The organism is Tessaracoccus sp. OS52 (assembly GCF_020687685.1).
GTDB lineage: Bacteria > Actinomycetota > Actinomycetes > Propionibacteriales > Propionibacteriaceae > Arachnia.
This window is the reverse complement of record NZ_JAJEWM010000001.1, coordinates 148,471-166,877: the sequence shown is the minus strand read 5'-3', so window position 1 is coordinate 166,877 and position 18,407 is coordinate 148,471. Positions and strand designations below refer to the sequence as shown.

At 68.4% G+C, this 18,407-nt stretch carries 14 protein-coding genes; 2 read left to right on the top strand and 12 right to left on the bottom strand.

Translation table 11 applies throughout. The features are described 5' to 3' along the window. Nucleotides 1-40 precede the first annotated feature (40 nt). The 7 genes from LKO27_RS00700 to LKO27_RS00670 all read right to left on the bottom strand — a co-directional run bounded on the left by LKO27_RS00700 (nucleotide 41) and on the right by LKO27_RS00670 (nucleotide 10,680). Nucleotides 41-1,489, bottom strand: a complete 1,449-nt coding sequence (locus LKO27_RS00700) for a nitronate monooxygenase (protein WP_227734987.1) — start codon at nucleotides 1,487-1,489, stop codon at nucleotides 41-43. A 71-nt stretch (nucleotides 1,490-1,560) separates the two neighbouring features. Beyond that, on the bottom strand, nucleotides 1,561-2,688 hold the full coding sequence (locus LKO27_RS00695; RefSeq protein WP_227734986.1) for an SDR family NAD(P)-dependent oxidoreductase: 1,128 nt from the start codon (nucleotides 2,686-2,688) through the stop codon (nucleotides 1,561-1,563). Further along, on the bottom strand, nucleotides 2,685-4,040 hold the full coding sequence (locus LKO27_RS00690; RefSeq protein WP_227734985.1) for a PHP domain-containing protein: 1,356 nt from the start codon (nucleotides 4,038-4,040) through the stop codon (nucleotides 2,685-2,687). Before LKO27_RS00690 ends, LKO27_RS00695 begins: the two co-directional genes overlap by 4 nt. A gap of 545 nt (nucleotides 4,041-4,585) precedes the next feature. Continuing rightward, nucleotides 4,586-7,045 (bottom strand): thiamine pyrophosphate-dependent enzyme, encoded by a 2,460-nt coding sequence (locus LKO27_RS00685; protein ID WP_227734984.1) that lies wholly within the window; start codon nucleotides 7,043-7,045, stop codon nucleotides 4,586-4,588. Between the two features lie 27 nt (nucleotides 7,046-7,072). Then, nucleotides 7,073-8,461, bottom strand: a complete 1,389-nt coding sequence (gene lpdA, locus LKO27_RS00680; RefSeq protein ID WP_227734983.1) for a dihydrolipoyl dehydrogenase — start codon at nucleotides 8,459-8,461, stop codon at nucleotides 7,073-7,075. 18 nt (nucleotides 8,462-8,479) lie between these two features. Next, a complete protein-coding gene (locus LKO27_RS00675; RefSeq protein WP_227734982.1) occupies nucleotides 8,480-9,913 on the bottom strand; it encodes a dihydrolipoamide acetyltransferase family protein in 1,434 nt (477 codons plus the stop codon). Nucleotides 9,914-9,927: 14 nt separating this feature from the next. Beyond that, nucleotides 9,928-10,680 carry a DeoR/GlpR family DNA-binding transcription regulator gene (locus LKO27_RS00670; RefSeq protein ID WP_227734981.1) on the bottom strand — a complete coding sequence of 251 codons (753 nt, stop codon included), beginning with the start codon at nucleotides 10,678-10,680 and terminating at the stop codon, nucleotides 9,928-9,930. A 303-nt stretch (nucleotides 10,681-10,983) separates the two neighbouring features. Here LKO27_RS00670 and LKO27_RS00665 point away from each other — a divergent pair, with 303 nt between their 5' ends. Next, nucleotides 10,984-11,538 carry a TetR/AcrR family transcriptional regulator gene (locus tag LKO27_RS00665; protein ID WP_227734980.1) on the top strand — a complete coding sequence of 185 codons (555 nt, stop codon included), beginning with the start codon at nucleotides 10,984-10,986 and terminating at the stop codon, nucleotides 11,536-11,538. A 502-nt stretch (nucleotides 11,539-12,040) separates the two neighbouring features. After that, nucleotides 12,041-12,955, top strand: coding sequence for a DUF559 domain-containing protein (locus LKO27_RS00660; protein WP_227737174.1), 915 nt, complete (start codon nucleotides 12,041-12,043; stop codon nucleotides 12,953-12,955). Between the two features lie 137 nt (nucleotides 12,956-13,092). On the opposite strand, the gene LKO27_RS00655 is transcribed toward LKO27_RS00660, so the two are convergent. The 5 genes from LKO27_RS00655 to LKO27_RS00635 all read right to left on the bottom strand — a co-directional run bounded on the left by LKO27_RS00655 (nucleotide 13,093) and on the right by LKO27_RS00635 (nucleotide 18,115). Then, complete coding sequence (locus tag LKO27_RS00655) at nucleotides 13,093-13,626, bottom strand: 4-amino-4-deoxy-L-arabinose transferase (RefSeq protein ID WP_227734979.1); 534 nt, start codon at nucleotides 13,624-13,626, stop codon at nucleotides 13,093-13,095. A 653-nt stretch (nucleotides 13,627-14,279) separates the two neighbouring features. Beyond that, nucleotides 14,280-14,453, bottom strand: coding sequence for a hypothetical protein (locus LKO27_RS00650; RefSeq protein ID WP_227734978.1), 174 nt, complete (start codon nucleotides 14,451-14,453; stop codon nucleotides 14,280-14,282). Then, a complete protein-coding gene (locus tag LKO27_RS00645) occupies nucleotides 14,446-15,975 on the bottom strand; it encodes a hypothetical protein (protein ID WP_227734977.1) in 1,530 nt (509 codons plus the stop codon). Before LKO27_RS00645 ends, LKO27_RS00650 begins: the two co-directional genes overlap by 8 nt. A gap of 6 nt (nucleotides 15,976-15,981) precedes the next feature. Beyond that, a complete protein-coding gene (locus LKO27_RS00640) occupies nucleotides 15,982-16,488 on the bottom strand; it encodes a SigE family RNA polymerase sigma factor (protein ID WP_227734976.1) in 507 nt (168 codons plus the stop codon). A gap of 118 nt (nucleotides 16,489-16,606) precedes the next feature. Next, complete coding sequence (locus LKO27_RS00635) at nucleotides 16,607-18,115, bottom strand: hypothetical protein (RefSeq protein WP_227734975.1); 1,509 nt, start codon at nucleotides 18,113-18,115, stop codon at nucleotides 16,607-16,609. Nucleotides 18,116-18,407 lie beyond the last annotated feature (292 nt).

The window sequence follows — 18,407 nt, the reverse complement described above, 5'->3', positions numbered from 1 at the left end:
TCATGCGGCCGTGCCGCCAGGACGGCACCCCCGCATAAATTCAGGAGGAGGCGAGTGGTACACCTACCGAATCGGAGAGCAGCCATTCAAGGGCTTGCCGGGCCGTCCACCCATCCGGGTACCGGGCCGCGAGCACCTCGGCGCCGGCCAGGTCCTGGCCCAGGGTGACAGCCGGCGGCTCCTGGTAACCACGCTTCCGCAACTGGCCCAGGCCGATGTTGGCCATGAGCGCGTTGCACAGGCACTTGCGGCCGACGGTGTCCTCCTGCGCCCCGCCTTTTCGCAGGTAGATGTCCACCGGTTCGGACGGGCAGCGGTAGGTGATCGACTTGTCCGGACGCTCAACGGGAACCCGGAGGTAGCCCAGGTCGCAGATGCGCTCCCTGGCCTCGTGGACGGGCTCCTCGGAAAGGGTCTCGCTCAGTTGGGCCACCTTGAAGGGGAACCCCGTCGGCGAGGCCCGCGGATCGTTGCGGACCTCAAGGGATCCGGCGACCAGCTCCGACTTGAGCCGCTCGCGCAACGACGGCGCCAGGCCGGACTCCTCCGCCAGGGCGAACAGGGTTCCGGTCTGGACGCCGGCCGCGCCAGCCGCGCGCGCCTCCGCGACCTTCTCCGGGGTCGCGTAACCACCCGCCAACCAGAACGGCAGCCCGACCTTGGCCACCTTCTCGAGGTCCGCGTCGTCCCTGGGGCCGTAGATGGGCTCGCCGGAGTCGTCGAGGACCTGCTTCCCGCGGGGCGGTGAGCTGTGTCCTCCCGCCCGCGGGCCCTCGACGATGAAGCCGTCGGGCCGGATCTCGGGGTCCCGGTTCAGGTAGTCGGCAAGCACGTGCAGGGACACGATGGCCAGGAAGTTAGGGCGACGCATAGGCGGCAGCTCCGCGCCGAGGAGGTCGGCGGGGTCCAGCGACGCCCGGTGCTCGGAGGTGGCGTTGATGACGTCGATGCTGAGGCTCGCGGTGCGGCCAGCGGCGAACTCGGTGAGGAGCCTCGGGATCTCGCGCGGCACTCCGGCGCCCATGACGACGTAGTCGACGTCGGCCAGCATTGCACCGAGGATGGCCGACAGGTTGGCTGTCTGGATCTTCTCGAGCATGTTGATCCCGACGCGGCCGGTGTGACCCTCCTTGGCCAGCCAGACCTCGGAGAAGTTGCCCACCAGCGACAGCTCCAGCGCGGACCTGCTGGGAGAGATCGTCAGCGTGGGGTGCGGGCGGTAGCGCTTGCCGGGCGCGCGTCCGCCGTCGATGAAGTACTTGTCCAGCACGCGTTGGGCCATCGCCGGGGACGGGAAGTGCGCCAGCGCGCGGCGCCGGTGGCCGCCCGGGTCGCCGTCCTGGAGGACGCGCGCCAGCACGCCGTCGAGTGCGGTTCCGGAGACCACGCCGAGTTCGCCAGCGAGGGAGACCTGCCGGGCCAGTTGCCAGGATGAGACGGCGACGCCCATCCCGCCCTGAATCACAGTCGGGGGGTTTGCGATGGGCACTGGCTTCTCCTCGAGAACGCAGGACAGATGTACCTACGGTACCGTAACTTACGGATGCGTAGGCAACCGTCCTAGCTGCTGAGCATCACCTGTCCACCCGTGACCGGAAGCGCCTGTCCCGTCTCGTAGGCCTGCTCGACGATGTAGAACAGCGCTCGCATCACGTCTGGGCCGTGCGTGCCGCGGTCCATCGGGACCTTGGACTCGTAGAACCGGCGCACGTCGCCGACGTCCTTGGCGCCGGGGACCTTGCCGGAGCGCAGATACTGCACGAACAAGCCGTTCTCGGGGTCCGACCACAGCGGGCCGTCGAGGAAGTTGCCCGGGCAGATCGCGTTGACCTTGACCTTGTAGTCCACCAACTCCAGCGCGAAGCTCTGCACCAGGCCGATGCCGCCGAACTTGCTGCCGGAGTAGGCGCCGTTCCGGTTGGAGCCCACCAGACCGGACTTGGAGTTGATCTGGACGATGTCGGTGAGCCATTCGGGTGCGGCGTAGTGCTGCTGCCGCAGGATCCTGCCCAGGTGCTTGGTCACCAGGAAGAACGCGACGTAGTTCACGTCGGTGGACAGCTTGAACGCGGGCAGGTCCTGCTCGAGCACGGAGCCGGCACGGGCGATGCCGGCGTTGGAGACCACCAGGTCGATGCCACCGGTGGTGGCCACGACGGTCTCGGCCATGGCCTGCACCGACGCCTCGTCGGCGACGTTCACCTCGACGGCCGTGGCCCGGTCCCCAAGCTCGTCGGCCAGGCGGCGGGCGCCGTCGATGTTGAGGTCGGCGATGAACACCCAGGCGCCGGAGGCGTGCAGCGCCCGGACGATCTCCTCGCCGAATCCTTGAGCGCCGCCGGTCACCAGCGCCACCCGCCCCGCGACGACGTGCGCCCGCGACGACGCGTGCCCGGCCTCGGGCTGGCGAGAGGACAGCACGGGCTGGGCCTCCCCCACCTCGATGGCCTCCACCACGAGCTCCACGCCCGGGGCCTGGAGTCCGATGAGGGTTGGCAGCGGCAGGTCCTGGGGCAGACCGGCGGAGATCGCCGCAGCCACCTCGGCCGGGTCGGCGGAGTCGACGACGATCGTCACGTCGGCCTCGCGGTTCTCGGGCAGCAGTACGACCGGGGTGTTGTTGCGCGCGATCAGCGCTCCCCGGAGCAGCGGCAGCAGTTCGTGCCGCGTCAGTTCAGTGGCAGTCATGACGAGAATCCTCCGATGCGAAGTGACTGTGCGACGTCGGCGGGCTCAGTCCCGGCGACCAGCTCCGGCCCCGCTTTGCCGTAGCGCCTGACGCGCTCGGGGAGGGGCTCGGAGGCAAGGGGGTTGTCCGGATGGAGCAGCCCCAGCGTGCGGTCCTCGTTGCTGAGCATCTCGTGGGCCACCATCGCCCAGGTGGAGGTGTTCAGGTGGGCGAACCGCGGTTCGGACAGTTCGGGGCAGGAGAACACCTGCCGCGGCTGGTTGATGTCGACGCCGGAGACCTCGATGAGGCCGTTCTCAGTGGCGAGCCTGGAGACCCTCTCCAACTGCTCGGGGGTGTTGCGCGGGGGCATGAACGTGATCGCGGGGAAGCCGATCTCCCGCAGGGTGACCACCAGTTCGTCGAGGTAGTCGTCCTCGAACTTCTCGGCCTTCTTGTCACCGGTCGGGGACGCGGAGACGTCGCCGAGGTAGGCGTAACAGGGAATGGCGCCGATGGAGAGGGCGAAGTCCACGACGGTGCGGGCGTCGGGCAGCTCGCCGCCGTCGTCCCAGTGCCTCGGCTGCTCGTAGAAGCGCTCCAGGTACTCGGCCTTCAGGAGTCCGAGGAGGTCGTAGGGCAGGAAGCGGTTGGCCTCGTCACCGAGGGTCGCGGCGAGCTTGTCGGGGACTGCCACCCCCATTGAGGCCAGCCCGTCTAGGAGGGCCTGGCCGCGTCCGAAGCCGCTGATCAGCGCCTCCGACATCGCGAACAGGAGGTGCCGCTCCGTGACCGTGCCGCCAGAGGCGTACTGGGAGATGCCGATGACGTCGCGCTCGAAGTCGAAGTTGGGCGCGCCGAGTTCGGTGAGGATCTGGTTCGCGGCCGCGGCCATCCGGCGGGTGCGCTCCAGCCGGCGCTCGCGGATGGGGCGCAGGAAGTCGTCGGCCTCGGCACGGGCGTCGGCGGGGATGCCCTGGACCGTCATGTAGATGACGCCCTCGGAGTCGGGGTTGTTCAGCTTGCGGTTGGCGAACCTGGCCGTCCCGGCTGTCACCTCCGCAGGGGTGTGCAACGTGACGCGGATCTCGAAGCCCGTCACCACGCCCATCCCGAGGATCGCGCCGGCGTCGCGCATCTCCGCCGCGGCACCGATGGAGTCGTGGTCCACCGAGCCGACGACCTGCAGCCCCGCCTCACGGCCCTTCAGGCACGCCATCGACGGGGTGTAGGGGCTGAAGCTGTAGATCGTGTGGATGTGGTTGTTGGACTCGAGGGTGAACTCGGGTACCTCGTGCCCGGAGTCCACGAGTTCCCGCAGGGCCTCGACGCGGGCGTCGGGGGTTGCGGTGGGATCGTTGATGGTTTCCACGGTTTCTCCTAGGGTCGCTTCCCGCAGGTTCAGTCAATCAGTTGGGAACGAGTTGTTGGTCGGCTGGGTTGTAACTGCTGTCGCCCGCTGGTCGAGTGGTAGCTGTGCGTTCGGTGCTCCATGGTGGAGCACCGAACGCACACCTGGGTGACGGGTGAGCCTGCGACGTGTCGAGACCTCCGGTCCGATTCAGGGTCTCGACACGCCGGTTCGTTCCTCACCGGCTACTCGACCAGCGGATGGTGGTCACCCGTCCTCACCGGCTACTCGACCAGCGGATGGTGGTCACCCGTCCTCACCTGCTACTCGACCAGCAGAGAGGGCCCCCGCTGGTCGAGTAGGAGCAGGCGAGGGACGAGCCCGCGACGTGTCGAGACCTCCGGTCCGATTTCGGGGGTCTCGACACGCCGGTTCGTCCCTCACCGGCTACTCGACCAGCGGATGGTGGTCACCCGTCCTCACCGGCTACTCGACCAGCGGATGGTGGTCACCCGCCCCGTGTCGAGGCCTCCGGTCCGATTCGGAGGACTCGACACGGGACTGGGTCAGAGACCGGTCCGGGCCCTGCGGGCCAGTTCAGCGTTGGTCTGGTTCGTCTCGGGCTTGTGACCCTCGAGCGGAAGGATCCGCTCGTGGATCGCGTCGATCAACCAGCTCGGCTGCGGGAAGAACTCCGTCTCCAGCTCCGCCGCGGGGGTGATGGCGTTGCGGGAGCCGACCACCGTGACGGGCGCGTCGAGGTAGTCGAAGGCCAGCGTCTGCACCGTCGAGGCGACGTTGTGCAGGAACGAGCCGCGGTCCACCGCGTCGGAGGTGAGCAGCAGGCGCCCGGTCTTCTTGACCGACTCGACGATCGGGTCGTGGTTGAGCGGGGCGACGAAGCGCAGGTCGATGACTTCCGCGGAGATCCCGTACTTCTCCTGCAGGATCTCGGCGGTCTCCATCACGCGGTACAGCGTGGCGCCGAGCACACCGATGGTGAGGTCGGTGCCCTCGCGGCGGACGACGGGCTCACCCTCGGGGACCTCGTAGTAGCCCTCCGGGACACCGCCGGGCTCGAACTCCTCGGCACGGTCGTAGAGCAGCTGCGACTCGAAGAACATCACCGGGTCCGTGCCGCGCAGGGCCAGGTTCATCATGCCCTTCGCGTCGTAGGGGGTGGAAGGGTAGTAGACCTTCAGACCGGGCATGTGGGCCACGAGGGCGGCCCAGTCCTGCGAGTGCTGCGCACCGTACTTGGAGCCGACCGACACGCGCATCACCAGCGGCATCTCGAGCAGGCCGGCCGACATCGCCTGCCACTTGGCGGCCTGGTTGAAGATCTCGTCGCCGGCGCGGCCCAGGAAGTCGCAGTACATCAGTTCGACCAGTGCACGGCCGCCCGAGAGGGCGTAGCCGACACCGGCGCCGATGATGGCGGCCTCGGAGATGGGCGAGTTGAACAGGCGGTGGTGCGGCAGGAGTTCGGTGAGCCCGCGGTAGACGGCGAACGCGCCGCCCCAGTCACGGTTCTCCTCGCCCCAGGCGGCCATCGTCGGGTCCGTGGCGAAGCGGTGGGCGATGGCCTCGAACAGGGCGTCGCGGTAGGAGAAGGCCTTGGCCTTGGAGACGGGCTTGCCGTCAGCGTCCTTGGCAGTGCGGACCTTGTTCTTGAGCGACTTGACGCGCGCGTTCTCCTCCAGGGGCTCAAGGAGTTCGGGCTCGGCGTCGGAGAGCTTCTCCTTGTTGCCGTCGGAGTACATGACGGACTCGATGAAGTCCATGTGCACGCGCGGGGAGACTTCCTCGTCCTGGGTGGCCAGGGCGATCACCTTTGTGAGGCGCTCGTCGAACTTGGCCTGGATGTCGTCCACCTCGGACTGGGACAGGACCTTGTTCTCCACCAGGTAGGCGGCGTAGTTCTTCAGGCCGTCGTGCTGCTCCCAGAGCTCAACCTCGTCCTTGCTGCGGTAGCTGGAGGCGTCCGAGGGCGAGTGGCCCGAGAAGCGGTAGGTGATGGTGTCGGTCAGGACCGGGCCGCGGCCGGCCTCGAGCAGCGCGCGCTTGCGCTCGACGGCGTCGGCGACGGCCAGCGGGTTCAGGCCGTCGACGCGCTCGGAGTGCATGGCCTCCGGGTTCACGCCGGCGCCGACGCGGGCGAGGATGTCGTAGCCCATCGTCTCGCCGGAGGTCTGGCCGCCCATGCCGTAGAAGTTGTTGAAGAAGTTGAACCAGATCGGCGGGTTGCCCTCGACGCCGTCCTTCCACAGGGTGCGGAACTGGTCCATCGACGCGAAGCCCATGGCCTCCCACACCGGCCCGCAGCCCATCGAGGCGTCGCCGATGTTGGCGATGACGAGGCCCTTCTCGCGGTTGATGAGCTTGAAGAGGGCCGACCCGAGTGCGATGTCGGCCGAACCGCCCACGATGGCGTTGTTGGGCATGGATCCGAACGGGGAGAAGAAGGCGTGCATGGAGCCACCGAGGCCGCGGTTGAAGCCGGCCTTGCGGGCGAAGGTCTCAGCGACGGTGCCGTACATGATGAAGTTCTCGGCGACGTCGGCGAGGCCGTCGTTGCTGATCTGCTCGGCGAACCCGAGCGTCTCGCCGTCGAGGAAGGTCTTCATGATGCGCTCGAGCTCGGCCGGGTCCAGCTTGCGGGCGGCGGAGAAGCACTTGGCGAGGATCTCGCCGTGGCTGCGGTGGGAGCCGAAGACGAAGTCGTTCGGGTCGAGCTGGGAGGCCTGGCCGACGACGGCGGACTCCTGGCCGATCGACAGGTGCGCCGGGCCGCGGTGGTTGTACTCCACACCGTTCCAGGAGCCGGTGGTCTTGATCGAGTTGAGCATGGTCTCGAACTGACGCACGGCGATCATGTCGTGCAGGATGTCGACGAGGCCGTCCTTGCCGTACTTGGCGAGTTCAGCCTCGAAGTTGGGTTCGTAGGCGTTCACGGGAATCCGCGGGGCCTCGATGTAGGACTTGGCGCGGACCGTTGTCGGGTCGACGATGAGGGAGCGAGTCATGTTGTTTGTTTCTCCTGTTTCATTCGCTCAGGCGCCGAAGGCCCAAGCAGCCTCTCGGATGAGTTCACTGACGGTGGGGTGGGGGAAGACGACCTGACGCAGGTCGGTGAGGTCGAGCTCGGTCTCGAGCACCACGGAGGCACCCCAGATCATCTCGGCCGCGTAGGAGCCGAGCACGTGGATGCCGAGCACCTGCTTGGTCTTTGCGTCGAGCACGATCTTGGCGGCGCCCGGCGCACGGAAGCCGTTCTCGGCGACGAAGCGTCCGGACATGTAGCCCGGCACCGTGGCGCACACGACGTCGCGGCCGGCGGCCTTGGCGCCGTTCTCGGTCAGACCGATGCCGGCGGCCTCGGGGATGGAGTAGACCGCCCAGGGCACGGTGTGCCAGCGCATCACCTCACCCTTGCGGTGGGCCTCGGGGTCGAGGATGTTGGCCGCGGCCACCTCCCCCATGCGGTAGGCGGCGTGCGCCAGCAGGCTGCGGCCCGTGAGGTCGCCGACCGCCCACACGTTGGGCAGGTTCGTGCGCATCCGGTCGTCGACCACCACGCCCTTGCCGGAGAACTCGAGCCCGGAGTTTTCCGCGCCCCAGCCCTGCACGGCGGGGCGGCGCCCGACGGCCATGAGCACGACGTCGCTGGGGATGGACTCCTCGGCGCCTTCGGCGGTGGTGTAGTTGACGGTGCCGCCGTCGAGGCTGGTGACCTTGCAGCCCAGCTTGAACTGCACGTTGCCGAGTGCTTGGCGCAGCTTCGGTGCGAGTTCGCTGTCCATGAAGGGGGCGATCTCCGGCAGCATCTCCACGACGGTGACCTGGCTGCCGATCGTCGCGAACAGGCTGGCGAACTCCAGCCCGATGACGCCGCCGCCGATGACGGTCAGGCGCTCGGGGATGGACTCGACGGCGAGCATGCCGGTGGAGTCCACCAGGTGCGGGTTGTCCTGGGTGCCGGGGATGGGGGGCATCACGGGCACCGAGCCGGTGGCGAGGATGACGTGGGTGCCGCTGTAGGTCTGGTCACCGACGGTGACGCTGCCGGGACCGTTGAACCTGCCGCGGCCGTTGACGACGGTGACGCCGGCCTTCTTCTCGCTGGCGCCGACGCCGGCCACCAGCTTGGAGACCACCTCGGTCTTCCACTCCTGCATCTTGTCCCAGTCCACCGAGACGTCACCGGCGAGCACACCGAAAGGTGCCCCGTGCTTGGCGTGTTCGTAGGTCTTGGCCGCGTTGAGGAGGGTCTTGGTGGGGATGCAGCCGACGTTGAGGCAGGTGCCGCCGAGGGCCAACTCCTCGATCAGCAGCACCTTCTGCCCGGCGTGGCCGAGGCGCTCGGCGGCGATGTACCCGCCGGGCCCCCCACCCAGGATGATGACGTCGAAGCTCGCTGAGCCTGTCGAAGTGTCTGTCATGTGTTGTGTCGTTCCTTCTCAGCTGAGGATTGCGAGTTCGATGTTCTCGATGAAGGCCACGAGGTCCTTCAGGAAGCGGGCGGCGTCGGCACCGTCGATGGCGCGGTGGTCCGCGGTGAGCGACAGCCCGATGCGCTGCTCGGCCACGACGTTGCCGTCGGCGTCGGTGGCGACGCGGGGGAAGATGGCGTCTACGCCGAGGATCGCGGTCTGGGGCACGTTGAGCAACGGGGTGAAGCTCTCGATCCCGAAACCACCCAGGTTGGAGACGGTGAAGGTGGCGCCCGAGAGCAGGTCGGGGTTGATCTTGCCCTCGATGGCCTCTGCCGCCAGCTGCTTGCTGATGGCGGAGAACTGCCCGAGGCTCAGTTGCGAGGCGTTGCGCACGGTCGGCACCAGCAGGCCGCGCGGGGTGTCGCAGGCAAAGCCCATGTGGACACGCTCGAAGGTCTTGAGGACTCCACCCTCGAGGTGGGCGTTGTGCGACGGGTGCTTGGCCGCGGTCTTGACGGCGGCGTAGCCGACGAGGTCGCCGATGGTGACGCCGTTCATGCCGATCGCGGGATCGGAGTTCTTGAGCTTCTTGCGAAGGTCGAGGAGTCCCTGTGCCTTGGCCGTGGTGGTGTAGGTCAGCTGGGCGCTGGTTGCCAGCGAGTTCATCATCCGCTCGGAGATGACCTTGCGGATGCCCTTGACCGGGGTTTCTGTGATCGGGCCGGGGAAGTCCGTGCCGCCTGCGCTGACCGCTGCCTGAGCTGCGGCTGCCTTGGGCTGCTCGGCTGCCGGGGCGACGGGCGCCTCGAGGTCGCCGCTGGTGACCCGGCCACCAAGGCCGGTGCCGACGGCGTCGGCCTTGCCTGCGCCGCCTGCGCGGGCTGCTGCGCGGGTGGCGTCGGGTCCGGCCGAAAGGGCCGCCTCGACGTCGCGCTCGATGACCCGGCCGCCGGGACCGGTGCCCTCGGCCACGTCAGCCACGTCGAGTTGCTTGCTGTCTGCGAGGTTGCGGGCCCGGGGGCTCACCCCGCGGTCGACGTCGGCACCGCCGGCGGGGGCCGTGGGGGGTTCGTCGGGGATGGCGCCGGTGGTCTCGACGGGCTCGGCGCCGCTGGCCGGCTTGGCGTCGGTCTCCTCGTAGCCGGACTCGCCGTCGGCGGCCTCGGTGGATTCCTCTGCGCCCCAGCCCGCGTCGCGCAGCGCGGGACCGGGGTCCTCACCGGGCTCCCCCAGCACGACCAGCGGGTCCTTGACGGGCACGTCGTCACCCTCGGCCCACAGCAGCTTCAGTACGGTGCCCGCGGCTGTGGAAGGGACCTCCATGGAGGCCTTGTCGGTCTCGACCTCGCACAGGACGGTGTTCTCGGAGACGGTGTCGCCCTCCGCCACGGCCCAGGACACGATGATGCAGGACTCGACGCTGTTGCCGAGCTGTGGCATCACAACAATGGTTGCCATAAAGATTCTTCCTCCTAGACGACACGCAGTTGCGTGTGCTCTTGCAATGCTTCAGCGGCCCCGTCCGGCAGTCCGGAATCGGTGATGATCCCGGTGATGCCGTCCAGGGGCAGGAATGACACGAAACCGGCCTGGCCGAACTTCGAGGAGTCGGCCACCAGCCAGGTCTCCTCGGCGCGGTCGCGCATGACAGTGGCCACCTGGCCACCCTCGACGAACCGGGTGGTGAGTCCACGTTCCGGCGAGAAACCGTCGGTTCCGAGGAACGCGATCCGGGTGTTGAAGTCCGCGATGGCCCGTTCGGCGAGCGGCCCGACGAGGGACTCGGTGTCGCGGCGGAAGACGCCGCCGGTGAGGATGGTGATCAGACCGGGGTTGAGCCGGGCGTTGCTGAACACCAGCGTGGAGTTGGTCACGATCTGGACTCCGCGTCGCCCGGCGAGGTGCCGGACGATGAGGGCGGTGGTGGTGCCGGCCTCGATCATGATCGTGTCGTCGTCGCCAACGAGACCGGCGGCCGCTGCAGCGATGCGTTCCTTGACGTCGGCATTGATCTTCTGCCGTTGCAGGATGCTCTTGATGGTGGTGGGCCGGGCGCCGCCCCGGGTGCGGACGAGGAGACCCTGGTGCTCAAGCGAGCGCAGATCCCCGCGGACGGTCACCTCCGACACCCCGAGTTCCGCGGCGAGCGCGGAGACGGACAGTTCGCCGTCGTTCGCGAGCCGCGACAGGATCACGTCTTCGCGCTCCGCCCGCTCAACCGTCATCGCTGACCTTTCGCTTCCGAATGGCTTTCGTAACTCTGACGATACACGGCATCCCCGAAAGATTCGCAAGGCCCCCGAACTAACTGGGCAGATGCTCTGGTTCTCCCACAAGAGCTTGGAAACAAGCAGTTTCCATTGGGCACATCCAAGACATTGCAGACGTATAGTTGGACTCTGCTGTTGGGGGGAAATATGGCTGGAAGACCACCGGGGGACAGCGCAGATGGCCGCCTTAGGCTGCTCAACGCTTGTTGGTCCCTGCTACTTGAGAACGAGCCCGGCGAGCGAATCACAATCGCCGCCGTGTGCGAGCGTGCCCGATGCACGCCACCGACCCTTTACCACCACTTCGGGGACCTGGCGTCCCTTGAGCGTGCGGCCAGTGCCCGCGCCTTCGAAGAGTGGTCCGAGACCATGGCCGCCGAGTGCGCCAAGGTCAAGGACCCCGCGAAGCGCCTGCACCGTTACGGACGCTCCTACCTGGAGTGGGCGGTCGAGAATCCAGACGCGTACTACGTGTTGTTCTGCAGGCCGGGACAACTCGGCGAACACGGGGAGGGGCCCAGTTACCCCGACCTCTTGAACACCCTCGCGGAGATCCATGACAGGGACGCGAATGACCCCGCCCTGTTCGCGATGGCGTTCGCCTTCTGGTCCGCGGTACACGGCCTCGCGACGCTCTGCATCGCGTCCCCGAGCATCCCGGAGGAGGCGCGGATCTCGACCCTGCAGTACTTCGAAGCCGCGCTGAACACCTTCGGTCCGCCCGAGTCGCAGCCGTGGGCATCGGAGATGATCGCCAGGCAGGAAGCGGCCAGGAACGCGCCACCACCGCGCAGGGTGCGCTCGCGCTTCTGATCCGACCGTCCGGCCGACGGTCACCTCCGGGCGTCGCCGCGCCGTCGCGCCGGTGTGCGATCCGTGCTCCACGACCGAGCGCAGAACGCACAGCCACGCCGACGGTCACCTCCAGGCTTCGCCGCGCCGTCGCGTCGGTGTGCGATCCGTGCTCCACGACCGAGCACAGAACGCACAGCCACGCCGACGGTCACCTTCAGGCTTCGCCGCGCCGTCGCGTCGGTGTGCCGGTGTGCGATCCGTGCTCCACGACCGAGCACAGAACGCACAGCCACGCCGACGATCACCTCCAGGCTTCGCCGCGCCGTAGCGTCGGTGTGCCGGTGTGCGATCCGTGCTCCACAACCGAGCACAGAACGCACAGCCACGCCGACGACTACACCGCACGGCCGGGGCCCGGAACGATGCAGACCGGCGTCGAGCCATCGCTTCCGCGGACTTGTCCACAGGTCCCGGGTCCGGTGACGGCGACGGGGTGAGCGCGACCAGAGTGTGGGGCGTGATGGCGACGAGGGAACCAGCCGAGGGGTTGTGGCGGCTTGCGCGGGAGCAGGCGGGGGTGCTCACCCGGGCCCAGGTGAGACGGTTCGACCGGCACGGCAAGCCCATGCGGCGCTGGATCCGCGGCTGGACGACGATGGCGCCGGGGCTCTACTGCGTGACGCCGCCGTCGTGGCTGAGTTGGTGTTGGGCCGGACTGCTGCGCGCAGGCGAGACGGGCGTCATCTCCGGCTCCGCCGCCGCCCATCTGTACGGATTCGACAAGCGGGAGCCGGGAACCATCACCATCTACCATCAGCGGAAGCGGTCGCTGGTGGCGATAGGTGGCGACGCGGTGCGGGTCGTGTTCAAGCGCGCGGCCCGTGAGGGGCGCCTGACTCCCCGGCGCACCTCTGTGGAGGTCGCGCTGGTGGACCTCGCGCGGGGATCGAGCGCGGACGAGGTGGTGCACGTCGCAGCTCGCGCGCTGGCCGAGCGACTCACCGTCGCCGAGAAGTTGACCAAACAGTTGGACGCGACGGACCGGGCGCGGCATCAAGCGGTGCTCCGGCAGTTGTGTGCGGAGTCGTCGGCGGGCGTGGAGTCGGTGCTGGAGTGGTGGTTCCAGCAACGTGTCATCCGTCCCCATCGCATCCCGGAACCGGCACGGCAGGTGCCGCTGGTCGCGCGGACCCGCTCTGACTGCGTGTGGGAGGAGTTCCGGCTGGTTGCGGAACTGGATGGCCGACTCGGCCACGAGGAATCGTTCCGGGACATGTCCCGCGACAACCGCCTGGCCATCGGTGGGTACACCACGCTTCGCTACGGCTGGGACGACGTGACCGGGCGCGCGTGCGCCGTCGCGGCGGAGGTCCTGGACGTGCTCAGGTCCCGAGGGTGGGCCGGCGGGGCGAGTCGATGCGGCGACTGCGCATGAGCACCGGAGCGCGCCGTCGACGGTGTCGCACCCGATGCTCCCGATGCGGCCGACGCGCCACGGGCGCGGGGCCCGACGCCCGGGCCGGCGCCCGGCCCAAACCGCACAGGAAGTCCGCGTTCGAGAGCTCGCAGAGATCAGGTACGAATGATCAGGTCCGCGTGCTCGCGCGTGGCCTCGTGGGCGAACAGGACCTCCTCCTGTTGCGCCCACCGCTCCCAGAACGGGCGGAACGATTCGCCGTCGCGCGCGATCCCCCTGGCCATCCGAACCTCACGGTCTGCCTCGAGCCAGATGAGCGCGGTCAGGTGCGGTCGGCAGGATGCGGATCCGGAACCGACGCCCTCGACAAGGATCCAGTCCGCGGTTGGAACGGTAATCAGCTCGGCCCGCTCCCCCGCCAGCCAGTCCCAGCGCCGGAACGCACCATCACGACCCTGTGACAGCGGCTCCAGGACACACTCGGTGAGAAGGTCAACGGCCTGCGCGAGTCCGTCCCAGCCAGGATAGAGGTCGTCCATGTGAACCGTTTGTGGAATGCTGCCGGTCCGATTGTGCAGCTCGTGGGCGACGACCTGCGCGTAAGTGGTCTTGCCGGACCCGGACGGGCCGTCGACGGCGATGATGCCCGGCGTCAGGGAGTCGAGGAGTCGGGCGAGGTCGTCGGGCACCCGCCCATTGTGCTGGAGACTGCGCCGACGAGGTGGGTCTCGACACGCGGCGCTGCTCGATCAACGGAGGCCCGCTGGTCGAGTGGCCGCGGCGAAGCGTGAAAAGTGATCTCGACACGCGGCCGGTTCGCTGACGCTCACGCGGCGCTACTCGATCAACGGGGTGGGCGGCCGGCTCGCTGGCGCTCACGCGGCGCTACTCGATCAACGGAGGCCCGCTGGTCGAGTAGCCGCGGCGAAGCCCGGCGTGTCGAGACCAAGCCCCCGCGTGACGACTGATCTCGACACGCGGCCGGCTCGCTGGCGCTCACGCGGCGCTACTCGATCACCGGAGACCCGCTGGTCGAGCAGCCGCGGCGAAGCCCGGCGTGTCGAGACCAAGCCCCCGCGTGACGACTGATCTCGACACGCGGCCGGTTCGCTGGCGCTCACGCGGCGCTACTCGATCACCGGGTGGGCGGCCGGCTCGCTGACGCTCACGCGGCGCTACTCGATCACCGGAGACCCGCTGGTCAAGTAGCCGCGGCGAAGCCCGGCGTGTCGAGACCAAGCCCCCGCGTGACGACTGATCTCGACACGCGGCCGGTTCGCTGGCGCTCACGCGGCGCTACTCGATCAACGGGTGGGCGGCAGGCGCTCCGCTCAAGCGGCAGTCAGTCGAGCAGCATCAGGGCGGCCATCAAGGCCACCGAAAAGAGCGCGAGCAGGACCAGCGCGATCCGCATGATCCGGAAGAGCAGGAGCGTGGTGACACCGAAGCGAGCGACCGGGCGGAGCACCGACGGCGGACGCGCCGGCACCCGCTGTGGCTTGGCGACCCTATACATCGACCCCCACTCCCCTCAGCCACTCAAGGATCTGGTCCGACGGCGTCGCCGTCAGCCGGCGGTTCTGGTTCATCAGCTCGTCGGTGTCCCAGACGAGGTCCCCGGTGTCGGCGACGTAGAGCTGGAACACGCGGCCCTCCTGGTCTGTGAGGACGATCCAGCTGTTGGTGAAGCCGGGCTCGTCGGCGGCCGCGATCTCGACGGCGTTCGCCTGGATCTCCTCGGCGAAGGTCGCGAAGTAGTCGCTGGGCATGGGGTGGTACTCGTAGACCGCGTCGCCGACCATCACGCAGGCACCGGCATCGTCGGCGTCGGCCGGGAACGCCGGCGCGGGAACGACCTCGGGGTTCATGCACACATCCGGCTCCAGTGGCTCGGCGAACATCTCGGTGCGCATCCCATCGAAGTAGGGCGCGATCTCCGCGGCCAGTTCCGACGACGGGGTCCAGGCCATCCAGGTGAACCCCTCCTGGAAGAAGAACGAGCCGTCCGGCCAGCGGTACATCGTCATCGGATCGCCGTGGCGGCTGGTCAGCACGATGGTCTGCGAGAACCTCGGCAAGCCCTGGCCCGGCGGTTGCGCGGCGTTCGCCGTCGCCTCCTCACGGATGCGGGTGATGAGGTCGTCGGGAATCGGATTGCGGATGACGCCCTCGGACGGGGTGGTGGACGAAGGGTCGACGCCGCAGGCCGCGCCGTGCACCATGTCGTAGATGGAGCGGGTGACGATCGATGTGGCCTCGAGGCAGAGGTTCTCGTCGCCGGTGAATGCGTAGTCAAGGGTCTGCCGCTGGACGTTGAGTTTCTCCAGGACGGCCTCGAAGAAGGCCAGCCCGTCACCCCGGCCGGTCTGCGCGCCGTCGTCGACCACGCGGAGGCAATCCACGTTGGTGGTGTTGACCACCATGCGGTCGCGATCGGGGTACTCGAGGACGACGACGTAGCCGAACCTTCCGTCGCCTTCGGTCTCGCAGGATTCCGGGAGGGTTCTGGCGGGTGCGTCGTTGACAAGCGAGATGATCTCCGCGAAGTCACCGATGATGGGCTCCGGCGCGCCGTAGACGGGCACGACAGGTTCCTGGTCGTTCGAGCACAGCCACATCCGGGTCACGCCGTCGGGGATCCGGGCTTCGGGGAATCCGCTTACGGTGCCCGCCGCGTCCTCGCACACCGGTGACATGACGCGCTCGGCGAACAGCGCCTGGTCGAGTGGGGTTGCGGGATCGGTCGGCGACGCCGTCGGCTCGGGCGACGGCGACTGCTCCGTCGGGGTCTGCGAAGGGAGCTCCGTCGGGGAGGCCGCGACCGGCGGCGGGATGGGAGTGGTCTGCGTGGGTCCGCCCAAGGATGAGAGCTGCAACGCGAGCGGGACCCCCAGCGCCACCAGGCCGAGTGCCGCGAGTGCTCCCTGACCCGCGCGACGCCGGCGGTGGCCCTTGCGGACCTTCTCGCCGAGGTCGGGCAGGCCGGGGGCACCGGGCGCTGCGTTCTTGAGGATCTGGGAGATCTCCCGCTCGCTCATGGCTCCTCACGCCTTCTGGGTGATCAGGTGGAGCGAGCCGCGAAGCGTCTCGCACGCACGGTGGGCGTAGGACTTGACCGTGCCCTCGGAGATACCGAGGAGGTCTGCGACTTCGGGGACCGAGCGGTCCTCGAAGTACCTCAGGACGACGACCGAGCGCTGCATGCGGGGAAGCTCATCCAGCGCGCGGGCCACGTCCAAACTCATCTCCGGGTTCAGCTCGCGGCTCGCGGAGTCGGACTGCGAGTCGGAGGCAAACTCGTTGCGCCAGCTCAGACGCCGCCACCAGGACACGAAGGTGCGGTAGATGGTCTTTCGCACGTAGGCCTCGTAGTGGTCGTCGTCGTTCATGCTCGGGTAGCGGGAGTAGGTCTTGACCAGCGCGGTCTGCACGAGGTCCTCGGCGTGCTGGGCATCGCCGGTGAGGAGCCACGCTGCCCGCCAGAGGCGGCCCGAGCGCTCACGGAGGAAGCCGTCGAACCCCAGCGAGCCCTCGGCCTGCAGTTCGGTCATGTCCCCCTCCTGACCTATAAACGCTGCGTCGGTGTGGATAGGTTGCCACGATCCTGCGACGAATTCTGGACCTGTGACGCGTGGTGCCGGCTTGTGCTGCGCGATGCGGATGGCGGGGCTAGACATTGATCCCGACCTCCCGCATCCACAGCAGCAGTTCGGCGCTGGGGGTGGTCTTCATCCGGAGGCCCTCCACCATGAGCTCGTCGGTGTCCCAGACCAGGTCTCCGGTGCTGGCGACGTAGAGCTGGGCGAAGCGGCCATCGGCATCACCGACGACGAGGTAGTGGCCTGTGAACTCGGGCTCCCGGGTGCTGGGGATGGTCTCGCCAGCGTCCCGGATCTCATCGCTCCAGGCTGCCCCCAGGTGGGTCGGCGCCTCCATGAAGCTGTAGACGCCGTCGTTCTCGACGCAGGCACCGAACCGGCCGAACGTCTGCACAGGGAAGGCGGTCGTGAGCTGGTTGGGGTCCATGCAGACGTTCACGAACTGGTCCTCTAGGCCGAACGGTTCGGTACGGGTGCCCTCGAACAGCTGGGCGAGGTCGCTCTGGAGTCCGGCGGATGGGTGCCAGGCCATCCACGTGACGCCCTCCCGGTAGTAGAAACCGCCGTCAGCCCAGCGATAGAGCGTCATGGGATCCCCGTGCTTCGAGGACAGCACGATGGTCTGCACGAATTCGGGCAGACCGTGGGCCGGCGCTTGCGTGGCGTTCGCCGTCGCCTCCTGGTAGATCCGGCGGAAGATCTCGTCGGGCAGCGGCCTGGTGACCACGTGGGCCTTGTCGGCGTCCTTTTCGGGTTCGACACCGCAGACGACGCCCCCGACCATGTCGTAGAGCGACTGCGTCATCAGGGAACGGGCCTCGAGGCAGACTTCCTCGTTGCCGGCGTAAGAGTAGTCGAACTCCTGGCGCTGCCCGTAGATGAGCTCACGGGCGGCGGTGAAGAACCCGTCGGCCGCGCCGCGACCGTCGGCCGCGTTGTGGACCACAGGCGCGCAGGGGTCGCTGGCGGTGCTGATGACGAAGGGCTCGCGGTCCGGGTACTCGAGGACCATGGTGTAGTCCCAGACATAGTCAGTACCGTCGCCGCAGTACTCGCGCAGGGGTGCAAGCGGCTGCGTGTTGACCCCCCTGATGATCTCGTCGAGGTTTCCGACGAAAGGCTCAGGGGCGCCGAAGGTGGGAATGCCGGGCTCCTGGTCCCCAGAGCACAACCACATCCTGGTCGCGCCCTCGGGGATGGTGGCGTCCGCAGTCTCGGTGGTGGTGCCGACGGCGTCGAAGCAGACCTCCGGGGTGAGGAGGGCGGGGTTGCCGACGGGGGAAGTCGGGGCCGCTGTCGGCTCGTCGGTGGTCGGAGCCTGCGTGGGGGAAGGCGTGCGGCTCGGATCGGCCGGGTTGATGACCGGCGGGAGCGGGTTGGCGTCGAGCGACGGGTTCAGCACGGAGCCGAGCTGGAACGCCAGCGGCACGCCGAGCGCCACCAGCCCCGTGCCCGCGGCGACGGCCTGCATGGTCCGGCGCCGACGGTGGCCCTTGCGGACCTTGTCACCGAGGTCCGGCAGCAGCGGGGCGCCTGGGGCGGCGTCCCGCAGGAGGTTAGAGATCTGGGTCTCGCTCATCGCATCTCCTGTGGAGTGGAAGTCAGGTCCGCGAGGGGGAAGGACTCGCGGAGGAGATCGGTGACCGGGTCGGTTCGCCTCTCCTGACCCGTACACGCGCCGAGGTGCGGGAACGGTTGCCATGGATGGCGCTCCCGTTCCTGGCCAGGTGGCCGACAAGGAACGAGTCGGCGTGTCGAGACCCCGCTGCTCGAGTAGCCGACGAGGAACGAGTTGGCGTGTCGAGACCCCCGTCGTCGGGCTAGCTGGTCGTTCGCTGCTCCAGCATCGAGCACAGAACGCACAGCCAGGG